General features: G+C 68.8%; 16 protein-coding genes and 1 pseudogene. All 17 read left to right on the forward strand.

The window, feature by feature from the left end:
- Positions 1-165 precede the first annotated feature (165 nt).
- On the forward strand, positions 166-1116 hold the full coding sequence (locus ACPV3N_RS07540; protein WP_440116254.1) for an ankyrin repeat domain-containing protein: 951 nt from the start codon (positions 166-168) through the stop codon (positions 1114-1116).
- 207 nt (positions 1117-1323) lie between these two features.
- Positions 1324-1785 (forward strand): hypothetical protein, encoded by a 462-nt coding sequence (locus tag ACPV3N_RS07545; protein ID WP_440116256.1) that lies wholly within the window; start codon positions 1324-1326, stop codon positions 1783-1785.
- The gene (locus ACPV3N_RS07550; RefSeq protein ID WP_440116258.1) at positions 1769-3106 is read left to right on the forward strand and encodes a DNA-packaging protein; all 1338 of its coding nucleotides are present in this window, start codon (positions 1769-1771) and stop codon (positions 3104-3106) included. The genes ACPV3N_RS07545 and ACPV3N_RS07550 overlap by 17 nt, the downstream gene beginning before the upstream one ends.
- Before the next feature lie 71 nt (positions 3107-3177).
- Positions 3178-4323, forward strand: a complete 1146-nt coding sequence (locus ACPV3N_RS07555; RefSeq protein ID WP_440116260.1) for a phage portal protein — start codon at positions 3178-3180, stop codon at positions 4321-4323.
- Positions 4320-4628 carry a DUF6127 family protein gene (locus ACPV3N_RS07560; RefSeq protein ID WP_440116262.1) on the forward strand — a complete coding sequence of 103 codons (309 nt, stop codon included), beginning with the start codon at positions 4320-4322 and terminating at the stop codon, positions 4626-4628. Before ACPV3N_RS07555 ends, ACPV3N_RS07560 begins: the two co-directional genes overlap by 4 nt.
- A 5-nt stretch (positions 4629-4633) precedes the next feature.
- Positions 4634-5035 carry an HK97 family phage prohead protease gene (locus ACPV3N_RS07565; protein WP_440117482.1) on the forward strand — a complete coding sequence of 134 codons (402 nt, stop codon included), beginning with the start codon at positions 4634-4636 and terminating at the stop codon, positions 5033-5035.
- 7 nt (positions 5036-5042) lie between these two features.
- On the forward strand, positions 5043-6188 hold the full coding sequence (locus ACPV3N_RS07570; RefSeq protein ID WP_440116264.1) for a phage major capsid protein: 1146 nt from the start codon (positions 5043-5045) through the stop codon (positions 6186-6188).
- A 124-nt stretch (positions 6189-6312) separates the two neighbouring features.
- Positions 6313-6855: a head-tail connector protein gene (locus ACPV3N_RS07575; protein ID WP_440116266.1), complete on the forward strand. Its 543-nt coding sequence runs from the start codon at positions 6313-6315 to the stop codon at positions 6853-6855.
- The gene (locus ACPV3N_RS07580; protein ID WP_440116268.1) at positions 6852-7022 is read left to right on the forward strand and encodes a hypothetical protein; all 171 of its coding nucleotides are present in this window, start codon (positions 6852-6854) and stop codon (positions 7020-7022) included. The genes ACPV3N_RS07575 and ACPV3N_RS07580 overlap by 4 nt, the downstream gene beginning before the upstream one ends.
- Complete coding sequence (locus ACPV3N_RS07585; protein ID WP_440116270.1) at positions 7023-7418, forward strand: DUF3168 domain-containing protein; 396 nt, start codon at positions 7023-7025, stop codon at positions 7416-7418.
- 5 nt (positions 7419-7423) lie between these two features.
- Entirely contained in the window at positions 7424-7831 is a 408-nt protein-coding gene (locus tag ACPV3N_RS07590) for a phage major tail protein, TP901-1 family (protein ID WP_440116272.1), read from the forward strand.
- Positions 7828-8145: a gene transfer agent family protein gene (locus ACPV3N_RS07595; protein ID WP_440116274.1), complete on the forward strand. Its 318-nt coding sequence runs from the start codon at positions 7828-7830 to the stop codon at positions 8143-8145. The genes ACPV3N_RS07590 and ACPV3N_RS07595 overlap by 4 nt, the downstream gene beginning before the upstream one ends.
- On the forward strand, positions 8142-8345 hold the full coding sequence (locus tag ACPV3N_RS07600) for a phage tail assembly chaperone (protein ID WP_440116276.1): 204 nt from the start codon (positions 8142-8144) through the stop codon (positions 8343-8345). Before ACPV3N_RS07595 ends, ACPV3N_RS07600 begins: the two co-directional genes overlap by 4 nt.
- Complete coding sequence (locus tag ACPV3N_RS07605) at positions 8332-8904, forward strand: tail tape measure protein (protein WP_440116278.1); 573 nt, start codon at positions 8332-8334, stop codon at positions 8902-8904. Before ACPV3N_RS07600 ends, ACPV3N_RS07605 begins: the two co-directional genes overlap by 14 nt.
- A 4-nt stretch (positions 8905-8908) precedes the next feature.
- Positions 8909-11222, forward strand: a pseudogene (locus tag ACPV3N_RS07610) (phage distal tail protein, Rcc01695 family).
- The gene (locus tag ACPV3N_RS07615) at positions 11219-12034 is read left to right on the forward strand and encodes a phage/gene transfer agent baseplate hub protein (RefSeq protein ID WP_440116280.1); all 816 of its coding nucleotides are present in this window, start codon (positions 11219-11221) and stop codon (positions 12032-12034) included. The pseudogene ACPV3N_RS07610 and the gene ACPV3N_RS07615 overlap by 4 nt, the downstream one beginning before the upstream one ends.
- Positions 12031-12450, forward strand: coding sequence for an NlpC/P60 family protein (locus ACPV3N_RS07620; RefSeq protein ID WP_440116282.1), 420 nt, complete (start codon positions 12031-12033; stop codon positions 12448-12450). Before ACPV3N_RS07615 ends, ACPV3N_RS07620 begins: the two co-directional genes overlap by 4 nt.
- Position 12451 lies beyond the last annotated feature (1 nt).

Below are 12451 nucleotides of genomic sequence, written 5' to 3' on the forward strand. Positions count from 1 at the left end.
CGGCAAGAGTCCCGTGATGATCCCTCGCCGCCCGAGCGGAAAACAGTTTTCGGGACGCTGCTCCGATTTGACATGTCGTTGTTAGCTGGTCATTTTTTGCCAGTTTCAATTGAATTCAGGAGCATGTGGATGCGTTTGACCGTGTTGTCGTTAGCGATGGGGGCAATGGCCGTTCCGATCCCGGCGATGGCCCAGCAGACCGCCGCCGAAATGGAGCTGGTGAGTGCGGCTCAGGATTGCCGGACCGAAGAGGCGCGCCGGCTGATCGCAAGCGGAACGGACGTCGATACCACCAACTCGGGCGGCTACACGCCGTTGATGATGACCGCGTCCTATGGGTGCCTCGAGGTTGCCGAGATGCTGGTCGAGGCCGGTGCCGACACCCGATTGCGCCACCCGACGTTCGGCACCGCCGCCGACCTGGCGAAGATGAACCGCTATGCAAAGATCCAGGCCCTGCTGGCGAACGACGGCGCCCGCCCGGCGGTCGCGGCCCCGCCTGCGGCAAAGCCGGCGGTAGCGGATCGAAAGCCTGACGCGCGATCGCCGTCGCCCGTCAAACTCGCGGGCGCAGGAACAGCCCGCGGCTGGCCGCCGCTCGGCACATATCGTGTCGGCCAGGAGGTCCTGTACAGCGGCAACGCCGGCAAGACCTGGGAGCGCGGGACGATCCGCAGCATCGACCCCGTCTATGGTTACAACATCGAGGGGGTCAGCGGCAGTTATGATCCCAACTTCGTCGTCGCGCCTGAACGGGCGCCCTTCTGGACCGAGCATTTCATGGGCGACTGGCGGATCAGCGTGCCGATGGCGATGGGCGCTGTGACCGACGGGCGCTACGTCTACCGGACGGTCAGCGGCGGGCTTCGCCTGCCCCCCCTGCGGATATCTGGCGACGGCAGTTACAGCTGGCGCGTGCAGGAAGGCTCGGGAGAAAGACTGGTCAAGGGTCGCTGGATGCCCAACCCCCAGGGACCCGGCGTGATCCTCAAGGCGGCCGAACAGGGCGCCGACTGGCTCGTTTACAACAATACGCGCATGCGCAGCGAACTGGGTGAAACGGTCATCCTGTCGAGCGAGTGCTGCAGCCACTATGACGGGACCCGGTTGAAATAACCAGATTGGCACTTTCTGGTTGACATAGTGACGATCATTGGTTAGAGAAACGGAACATCGCGATGGTGTGATTCGCCGCACCGGCGGCGTCGACGGGCGGGCCTTTTGGCACCGCCCGTTTTCGCATGCGCCGTCGCCAGCACGGGATCGCACGGCATGGCAGCTCGGGTCAGGAAAACGGCGGGGGCGCGCGCAAGGAAGTCGTCCATGGCGAAGCGGCAGGCCGATTTCCTCGCCGCGCTCGCGCAGACTTCGAATGTAACGCTGGCGGCCGCCAAGGCAGGTATCGACGTGAGCACGGTCTATCGCCTGCGGCGCGCGGAGCCCGAATTCTACCGCCGCTGGCAGGAAGCGCTGGCGGAGGGCTACGACAATCTCGAGATGGACCTGCTCCACCGGCTGCGCATCGGCCAGCTCGAGGGGGGCAAGGCCCAGGCCCGGCGCAAGTTCGACAACGCGATCGCGTTTCGCCTGTTGATTGCGCACCGGGAGGCGGTGGGCCGGCAAAAGGCGCTGCGGGCGAGCGAGGACGAGGATGCGATCATCGCATCCATTACCGGGAAGCTCGAGAAGATGAAGGAACGCCAGGAGGCCGCGCGGGCACTGATCGACGATGGCGCAGCCTCTTCGGCGGGCGGGACACCTGGCGGCGATGACGGCGCGGACTGACCTGCTGCGGGCATTGCTCGATTGCCCGCAGGAGAATCGCCCTGCAGAGCTGCGCAAGCTGAGCGAGATCGAGCAGCGCGAACTGCGTTACTTCTGGAAGCTGTGGGCGCGGCCCGAGCAGCTGCCACCGGCAGGAGACTGGCGAACCTGGCTGATCAGCGCCGGTCGCGGGCTCGGCAAGACCCGCGCGGGCGCCGAATGGGTGCGCGAGTACGCCCGCCGTCATCCGGATTGCCGGATCGCCCTCGTCGGCGCGTCGCTGGGCGAAGTGCGCAGCGTGATGGTCGAGGGGGAAAGCGGCCTGCTCGCTGTCTGCCCGCCGGAAAACCTGCCGGTGTTCGAGCCCTCGCTCAAACGGCTGAGCTGGGGAAACGGGGCGCAAGCCTTTCTATATTCGGCCGCCGAGCCAGAATCGCTGCGCGGACCGCAGCATGAAATCTGCTGGGCCGACGAGCTGGGCAAGTGGGAGACGGTCTCGAACCGCGCCCAGCGCGCCTGGGACAACCTGCTGCTCGGCCTGCGCCTGGGCGAACGGCCGCGCGTGTGCGTCACCACGACGCCCCGCAGCGTGCCCCTGATGCGCGCGCTGTTTGAAGGACGGGAGGACGGGTCGGTTGCCGTTTCCGGCGGCACCAGCCTCGACAACGCCTACAACCTGCCCTCGCGGTACGTGGCCGACATGAGCCGGCTCTATCGCGGCAGCGCGCTGGGGCGTCAGGAAATCCATGGCGAGTTGATCGAGGAGGTCGAAGGCGCATTGTGGAGCCGCGCGCTGCTCGAACGCTGCCGTGCGGATGGCACGCAGGAGCCGGTGCGCACGCGCACCGTGGTCGGGATCGATCCGCCTGCCGGGGAACGGGGCGACGCCTGCGGGATCGTCGTCGCCGCCCTGCTCGAGGACGGCAACGCTATCGTGCTCGCCGACGCGAGCGTGGAAAAGGCAAGTCCGGAACGCTGGGCGCGCGTCGCGGCCAGCACGGCGCGCGCCTGGCAAGTCGACCGGGTTGTCGCCGAAGCCAACCAGGGCGGCGCGATGGTCCGCGCCGTCCTGCGGGCAGCCGACGAAGTGCTGCCCGTCACGCTCGTCCACGCTTCGAGAGGTAAGGTCGCACGGGCCGAGCCGGTCGCCGCGCTGTACGAGAGCGGCCGGGTGAAGCACGCCGCCATGTTCGCGCAGCTGGAGGACCAGATGTGCGGGCTGTTGGCAGGTGGCCGCTACGAAGGCCCGGGCCGCTCGCCCGATCGCGCCGACGCGCTGGTCTGGGCGCTGACCGACCTGATGCTGGGCCGGATAAAGGGGCCAAAGGTACGCGCGCTCTAGTCGGCGCCCGGTGCCGCAATTCCGCCCGGTCAGGGCGCCTCCCCATCGGAGAGGACAGGAAAGGAACATCGATGTCCCTGCTTGAAACGCTTGCTTCCGCCTTCAAGGGCGGGGGCGAGCCCGGTCGTGTGCCGATCAGCCGCGGCTTCGTCTCGCCGTGGGCGAACGCGTTCGAACCCGGCCCGCCGCCGTACGAATACGCGCGATCGGTGCGCCAGGCCTATCTCGACAATCCGGTCGCCCAGCGCAGCGTGCGGCTGGTCGCCGAAGGGGTGGCGTCGGCCCCGCTGCAGCCAGGCGACGCCAGGCTGGCGGCGCTCGTGACGGCGACGAGCGCGGGGCAGTCGCTGCTCGAAACCCTCGCCAGCCAGCTCGTGCTCCACGGAAATGCTTTCGTGCAGGTGATGAAGGATGCCGCCGGCAGGCCGGTCGAACTGTTCGCGCTGAGGCCTGAACGGATGAGCGTCATCGCCGGCCCGGACGGATGGCCGACCGCATTCGCTTACCGGCTCGCTGACCGGTCGCTGACGATCCCGCTCGAGGACGAGGAGGGGTGGCCGAACCTCGTCCACCTCAAGGGCTTCCACCCGGCGGATGATCACTACGGCGCCGGGTGCCTTGCCGCCGCGGAGCAGGCGGTGGCAATCCATAACGCGGCCTCCCGGTGGAACCGGGCGCTGCTCGAGAACGCAGCGCGGCCCTCCGGTGCGCTGGTGTTCGATCCCGGCGACGGCGGCGCGCTGTCACCCGACCAGTTCGACCGGTTGAAGGCGGAACTTGCCGGGGCATACGCCGGAGCGGGCAATGCTGGGCGTCCGATGCTGCTCGAAGGCGGGCTCAAGTGGCAGTCGATGGCGATGACCCCGGCGGACATGGACTTCGCCGCGCTCAAGGCCGCCGCGGCGCGCGACATCGCGCTCGCGTTCGGGGTGCCGCCGATGCTGCTCGGCCTCCCGGGTGACGCGACCTACGCCAACTACCGCGAGGCGAACCGCGCGCTCTGGCGGCTTACCCTCCTGCCGCTGGCCGACAAGATCCTCGGAGGAATCTCCGAAGCGCTCGGCTCGTGGTTCGGCGGCGCGAGACTCGCGGTCGACCTCGACCGGGTGCCCGCGCTCGCGGAGGACCGCGAGAAGCTCTGGGCCCAGGTGTCGGCGGCTGATTTCCTGCAGCCGGAGGAGAAGCGGCGGCTGCTCAACATCGGAGACGGCGGATGACCCGTGAAGAGATGCTTGCGCGCCTGATCGCGCAGGCCGCGGCCGAGGGCAGTGACCTTGTCACCCTGCGCGCGATCGTCGAGGAAGCGAGCGAGGTTGGCGCATTGCGCGTGCTCGGCCGGCTCGGCCTTGGCGATGCAAGCGCGCAGGACGACATCGACGAGCTTCGCGACCTGCTCGCCGCGTGGCGCGCCGCGAAGGCGAGTGCGTGGAAGGCCGCGGTCGAATGGCTGGTCCGCGGTCTGCTCGCCCTGCTCCTGATCGGCATTGCGGTGCGCATCGGTGCACTGGGACTGCTCCGGTGAAGGCCCTGCGCTTTGCGGGATATGCCGCGCTTTTCGATCGCCCCGACGCTGCGCGCGACACGATCCGCCAGGGAGCCTTCGCGCGGACACTGGCCGAGCGCCGCGAACCACTTCCCCTGTTCTGGCAGCACCGCCCCGATCAGCGGATTGGCTGGATCGAGGTGGCAGCCGAGGACCTGCGGGGGCTGCGTGTCATCGGGACGATTGATAACCCCGATGGCCTAGCTGGCGTAAGTTTGCGTGCCAATGCGGCTAGTGGATTGAGTTTCGGCTACCGCGCCCGCGCCGCCCGGCATTCCCCGTCGGGCCGCCTTCTGAAGGACGTCGACCTCGTCGAGGTCAGCCTCGTCACCCACCCGCTCCAGCACGGGGCACGGGTGCATTTCATTGACCCCGAAGAAAGGTAGAATGCCCATGGATACCCTCGTTACCCCTTCCGCCGCGGCGGACCAGCTCGAGCAGAGCTTCGACATCGTCGCCCGGCAGGACGCGGCCGAGACCGAGATCAAGGCCCTGCGCACGGATGTCGAGGAGGTAAAAAGCCGCCTCGACCGGGTCGGCCGCGCGGCCCAGCGCCCCGCGATCGGCTCCGAAACCGCCAACCCGGAGGTGAAGGGCTTCGTCGACGGGTACCTCCGCACGGGCCGCACCACCGAGCTGAAGTCGTTGACCACCGCGATCCCGTCGGACGGCGGGTATGCCGTCCCGCGCGAGATTGACGCGATGATCGTCCGCGAGCTGGTCGAGATCAGCCCGATCCGCTCCATTGCGCAGGTCGTCCAGACCGGATCGTCGGGGTACCGCAAGCTCGTTTCCACCGGCGGCACCGCTTCGGGCTGGGTCAGCGAGACCACCGGCCGGCCCGAAACAGACACTCCGACGTTTGCGGAGATCGCCCCGCCCTCGGGCGAGCTCTACGCCAACCCGGCGGCGAGCCAGGCGATGCTCGACGATGCCGCGTTCGATCTCGAGAGCTGGCTCGCGAGCGAGATCGCGATGGAATTCGCCCGCGCCGAGGGCGCGGCGTTCGTCGGCGGCAGCGGCATCGACATGCCGCAGGGCTTCCTCACCGCCCCGGTATCGGTAATCGGCGACGGCGCCCGGCCGTTCGGAACGCTGCAATACGTCGGTACCGGGGATGCCGCCGGGTTCGGCGCCGCCCCCGAATCCAAGCTGATCGACCTCGTTCACACGATGAAGGCCGGGCACCGCCAGGGCGCGAGCTGGGTTATGAACTCGGCGACGCTCAGCGAAGTGCGCAAGCTCAAGACGGCCGACGGCGCGTTCCTGTGGCAGCCGGGACTGGTCGAGGGCCAGCCCGACCGTCTGCTCGGCTATCCGGTTGTCGAGGCCGAGGACATGCCCGACATCGCCACCGGGGCATTTCCCATCGCCTTCGGCAACTTCCGCGCGGGCTACCTCATCACCGAGCGATCGGCGACCAGCATCCTGCGCGATCCGTTCACGCACAAGCCGTTCGTGCACTTCTACGCCTGCCGTCGCATCGGCGGCCAGGTGCTCGACAGCGCCGCGATCAAGCTCCTGCGCATCGAGGCCTGACGCCTCGCGTCTCGGCCCCGGCTCGTCCCCCGGATCGGGGAGCCTGGCCGATCCCTATCCCGCGCCGGGCTCCCCCTTGCCCGGCGCGGGACCCCTTTTGTGTCAGACCTGACGGAGACCGCCCATGCAGCGGACCATAGTCGTGCCCGCTGAATTGCCCGGCGCGGCGCTAGACGAGCTGAAACAGTGGCTGGCCGTTCGTTCGTCGACCGACGATGCGGCGCTGACCGCGCTCCTGCGTACCGCGCTCGAGACGTGCGAGGCCTTTACCGGGTCCGTGCCGATCGCGTGCCTGTGCGAAGAGATACTCCCCGCTTCAGCCGACTGGCGCTCACTGGCCGCGCGCCCGGTCGTCGCGATTTCGGGACTCGAAGGCATTCCCGCCGAGGGCGGCCGTTTCACGCTGGCCCCCGATGCCTATGAAATCGAACTCGAGGCCGACGGCACCGGACGCGTCCGCGTGACCCGCCAGGGCAGCGCCGGGCGAGTGGCGGCCCGATTCACCGCCGGCCTCGCCCCGACATGGGAACTGCTTCCCGAAAGCTTGCGCCACGGTATCGTCCGGCTCGCCGCGCATCACTGGCGCGTGCGCGATACCGCCGTCGATACGGGACCGCCCGCCGCCATCGCCGCGCTCTGGCGCCCGTGGCGCAGGATGCGGCTGTGATCCGCGCCCGGACCAGTCCGTCCGCCGCCTCGTTCGTCGCGCGTCTCGCCAGAAAGGCGCAGCTTGCCGGAAAGGCGCAGGCCGAGATGCGTGTGCGCGCCGCGCGCGGAAACCCCGCCCGCTGGCGCATGGCCAGGCTTCTCTGGCCGCTGTTCGGAGATCGCTAGATGGAACCGCTCCTGCGCGCCGCGCTGCTCGATTGGCTGCGCGCCGACGAGGCGCTCGCCGATCTGACCGCCATAGAAGAAGAAGTCCCCGCGCGTGCAACGCCTCCCTGGCTGGCCACGGTCGCCAGCGCGAGCGCCGACTGGTCGGTCAAGGACCGCCAGGGACGCGAGATCCGCATCGCGCTCGAACTCCACAGCCGCGCCGACGACCCGCGCGCCGACGCCCCGCTGGTGAGCGCGATCGACCGCCGGGTCGAGGCCCTTTCGCGCCAGCAGGCCGGGTTCGAGGTCGTCTCGATCCGGTTTCTGCGCGCCCGCACCGAAAGACGCCCCGCCAACGCCCGCGCCACCCTGCTCGAATACCGCTTTCGCTGCCTCGCAGCCCAACCGGAGTGACCTTCATGACCGCCCAGAAAGGTGCCGCATTCCTCCTCAAGATCGGGGACGGCAACGTCCCTGCAACCTATTATACGGTCGCCGGGCTGCGCACGACGCAGCTGTCGATCAACGGCGATCCGGTCGTGATCACCAGCAAGGATTCGGGCGGGTGGCGCGACCTGCTTTCGGGCGGCGGGAGCCGGTCGGTCTCGGTCAGCGCAGCCGGCATCTTTCTCGGCAGCATAGCCGAGACCAAGATCCGTTCCTACGCGCTCGACGGCACGATCGAGGAATTCGAGCTCTCGTTCGAGAGCGGCGAGAAGATGCGCGGCAAGTTCCTGGTCCAGCGGCTCGACTATGCCGGGGACTTCAACGGCGAGCGAAACTACACGATGCAGCTCGAAAGTTCCGGCCCGGTGGTCTCCACGTGACCCCCCCGGCGAACTGCCTGCGCGGCGAGGCAAGCCTGGTGATCGCCGGACGCGCATGCACCTTGCGCCCGTCGTTCGCGGCGCTCGTGGCCGCGGAAGACGAACTGGGTCCCCTGTTCACGCTTGTCGAGCGCGCCGGCTCGGGCGAACTCAAACTTGCCGAGATGGCAGCCCTGTTCTGGCACTGCCTTGCCGATCGCGACGGCATCGAGCGCGATCAGGTCGGTGAAGCGGTGATCGCACACGGGCTGGCAGCTTGCGCCAGGCCATTACGCGCCCTGCTCGCGGCGATTCTGCAGGGGCGGACGGGGTGAACGACCGTTTCGGCGGCGCGGCGATGTACTTGTGCGCGCTCGCCGCCCGCGCGCTCGGCTGGCGGCCCGACGAATTCTGGGCCGCGACGCCTGCGGAACTGGCCGCGTGCCTCGCCGATCCCGCCGCCCCTGCCGCAGCGCCGTTGGGGCGCTGCGACCTTCAACGCCTGATGGAAAGCGACCCCGATGGACACGGTTGACGAACTGCTGGTCGAAGTGCGCGCGAGCACGCAGGGCTTCGCCAGCGACATCGCGGCGATGCGCGCAAGTTTCGACGGCACGCTGGTCGATGGCTTCGAACGTGCAGGCCAGGTGCTCGAACGCGGGTTGCTGTCGGCGCTCCGGCGCGGCAGCCTGGGGTTCGACGACCTCAAGCGGATTGCCCTTTCCACGCTCGACCAGATCGCCGCGCAGGCGCTTCATCTTGGCTTCGACAAGCTGTTCGGAGGCGGCACCGCGCCCAGCGGGGGCCTCGGTGGCGGTATTGGTGGTATACTCGGCAGTCTTCTTGGCATTCCGGGCCGCGCGACCGGTGGTCCGGTGAGCCCCGGGCGGCCGTATCTGGTCGGGGAGCGCGGACCCGAGATGTTCGTCCCCACGAGCGCCGGCCGGGTCGAGCCGGGCGCCGCATTCCGGCCGCGCGACGTACGGGTCGCGATTTCGCTCAACGCGCCGCGAGGCAGTGCCGCCCCCCAGTCGCTCGAACGATCGAGCCGCCAGGTGGCCAGCGCCATCCGGCGGACGCTGATGGAGTTCTGACGTCATGGCATTCTGGCTGGCGAAGGAGCGCCGGGGGCAGGACAGCGACTGGATCCAGCGGTTCGATCCGCGCTTCTGGACGGTCAATTTCCCGCGCCCGATGATGGCCTCGGTGGTCACGACCGGCCCGGATTCGCTGCGGGTGGAGTGCGAGTTCCATCACGCGGGCGAACTCGCAGGCCTGATCTGGGCGAGCGAGGACACGCACGACCATCCGCTCGCCGCCTATGCAACGAACCGCGACTATTCGCGAACGACGCTGTCGTTTCGCTGGCGCTCTTCGGGAGTGATTGCGCTCGACGCGGTCAACGGCCCTACACTCACCATCGAGGGACGCGACATGACGGGGGCGACGCGGACCTGGTTCGTCCGGCTGTGGAACTACGCCGAGGGCGCGCCCGATAACGCGGCCGTCACCCTGCCGTTTTCCGCGCTTGAAAGCGGCTTCGAACTTCCCGGCGAGGCGATTCACCCCGCGGACGTCGATCGCATGTTCATCAGCCTCGTGCCGCCGGGATACGTGCCCGACAGCGGGGACCCCCTGCCCGCCCGCGCGATGGGTCGAGTTGTCGAGCATCAACTGTGATGGCGACCGCGCGATGCTCGAGATCGGCGACGTGCTGCTTCCCCCCCACGGGACCGGCATAGCGACTGCTTACGACGACGCCTTCGATCAGACCCCGGCGCGGCTGCTGCGCATGGCCGAGTGTCTCGGTTATCGGGGGCCGCTGGTCCATTACGTGGGGATGAGCCACTTCTTCCGCATCGGTGCGGACGGCCTCGCACTCGCCGACGGCTCGCTCTGCACGCCGGCCGAAGCCTGGCATCGCGCCTTCTACGCAGAATGCGCGGCACGCGGGTTCGAACCGATAACCTCGCTCAGCTTCGAACTGCTTGCCGGGCACTGTCCGGATCCGTGGCAGCAGCGTTCGCACGACGGTGCGCCGGGGCGAACCGGGTGGGACCCGCCATCGGCCCTACTATCTCCCGCCAACGATGCGGCACAGGGCTGGTTGCGGGCGGTTGCGATCAGGTTCGTTGCACTGGTGCGCGAGGCCGGTCTTCCAGTCGCCTTCCAGATCGGGGAACCGTGGTGGTGGCTAATGCCCGACGGGGCACCGTGCATCTATGATGACGCGATGCGTGCCCGCTTGTCGGGAGGCGCACCGCCGATTCCGACGATGCGGGCCGCGCTGAGCGCGGAGCAGCAGGCTCTCGTCGCTGAAGCCGGGGCGGCTCTGGGCGGGGCAACAATCGCCCTGCGCGACGCGGTGCGCGACGCGGCCGGCGGCAATGCCGCGGTCATGCTCCTGGTTTTCACACCTACGCTGATCGACACGGCGGCTCCCGATCTCCCGACGCTCAACATGCCTCTGGCGTGGGCGAACCCGGCGTTCGATCGCCTGCAGGTCGAAGACTACGATTGGCTGACGGCGGGTGCCGACCACCTGCGCCGCGCCGGATACGCGATCATCGACGATCGCTTCGGATATCCGCGGGCCGAGCAGGATTATCTTGCCGGCTTCGTTCTCGATCCGGCCGACGCGGAGGTTTTCTGGCCCCGGATCGACGCCGGTATCGACGAAGCGGCCGGGCGCGGTGTCGGCCGCACGTTCGTGTGGGCCGCACCGCAGATCGCACGAGACGGCTACGTGAGGCTTGGCCCTGCGCCAGAGGAGACCGCCATGCAATCCTTCGACGATGTGCTGTATCCGCTCGCCCTGGGACGGGACGCGGGAGTCAGCCCGGAGTTCTCGACCAGCGTCGCGGTTACCGCTTCGGGACATGAGCGACGAAACTCGCTGTGGTCCGACGCCCGGCTGCGGTTCGACGTCGGACCCGGCATCCGTTCGGAAGCGGAACTCGGGACCTTGATCGCCTTTTTCCGCGCGCGGCGCGGGGCCGCACGGGGCTTCCGGCTGACCGATCCTTACGATTTCAGCTCCAACGGGATGACCGGCGTGCCGCGCGCCGACGACCAGTTCATCGGCACGGGCAACGGACTTGTTTCGACATTTCAGCTGTCAAAGAGCTACGGTGGCGGCGCCGAGCCGCAGATTCGGCCGATCACCCGCCCGCGCGAGGGGTCGGTCCGGGTGAGCCTGGACGGGACGGAAACCTCCGCTTTCACGCTTGAGCCCGGCGGCAAGGTGGTGCTCGCTTCGCCGCCCGGTGTCGGGGTCGAGGTGCGAGCGGGGTTCCTGTTCGACGTTCCCGTCCGCTTCGCGGAAGACCGTCTTGACGTGACCGGTGCGGCCTTTGCCGCGGGCGAGGCTCCGTCGGTTCCGCTGGTCGAGATCCGCGAGAGCGTACAGTGAGCCACGTCTTCTTCACGGCCGAGCTCGAAGGCGTAGCGACGTTCTGGCGAATCCACCGCAAGGACGGGGTCACGCTCGGCTTCACCAGTCATGACCGCGATCTGCGGTTCGGGGGCATGCTGCATCGTGCCGCGCCGGGACTGCTGCCCAGCGCAATACGCCGTACGGCGGGGCTCGACGGCGACAGCGCAGAGATGCGCGGCGCGCTTGCGCACGATTCGATCCGGGCCGACGATCTTGCCGGGGGACGCTTCGACGGGGCGCGAATCGAGGTCGGCGCGGTGGACTGGGAAACGTTCGATCACGCGGTTCTGTTCAACGGCGCGATCGGCCAGGTGGTTCAGGAGGATACCGGGTTCACCGCCCAGCTCGACTCCGCCAAGACCGCGCTCGAGGCGGACCCGGTTCCGCGCACGAGCCCGACATGCCGCGCGGCGTTCTGCGGTCCCGGATGCGGGCTTTCGGCATCCCGCTTCCTGCATCGCGCGGTGCTGACCAGCGCGGATCCCGACCGGAACGCAGTCACGTTCGACTGCGGCGCGAGCGCCGACCTTCTGCATGGAACGGTCCGCTGGCTCGAAGGTCCGCACGCCGGATTGGCAATGGAGATAGCGGCGGTGGAGGGAGCCCAGGTCATCCTCGATGCCGCGCTGTCCCCTCTGCTCGCCCCTGGCATGCCGGCGATCCTGCGCGAAGGGTGCGACCACACCCTGGCAACGTGTTCGGGCCGTTTCGGCAACGCCGTGAACTTTCGCGGCGAGCCGTTCCTGCCGGGAAACGACCTGCTTTCGCGCTACGCCGGTCCGGCGTGACCCGGGCCGTTAGCGGCGCCCGCCTCGCCGCCGCGGCCGAGGCGCTTGCCGGAACGCCCTTCCGCCTTCACGGGCGCGATCCTGCCAGCGGGCTCGACTGCGTAGGGGTTGTCGCCGCGGCGTTCGCGGCCTGCGGACACTCGCCGCCAAAGCTGTGCGGCTATGGCCTGCGCAACACCGCGATCCACCGCTGGACCGATTTGGCCAGCCTCGTCGGCCTCGTCGACGCGGCGGGCGGCGCGAAGCCCGGCGACGTCATCCTCGTGCGCCCGGGGGCCGGGCAACATCATTTGCTTCTCGCGCTGGACCGCGACCGCTTCGTTCACGCGCACGCGGGCTTGCGCCGCGTCGTCATTCAGCCGGGGCCGTTGCCCTGGCCCGTCGAGCGCCGCTGGCGCATCGCCGAAGAGGAATAAT

Origin of the sequence: Tsuneonella sediminis (assembly GCF_051912845.1) — a bacterium.
In the GTDB taxonomy this organism is placed as follows: domain Bacteria; phylum Pseudomonadota; class Alphaproteobacteria; order Sphingomonadales; family Sphingomonadaceae; genus Tsuneonella; species Tsuneonella sediminis.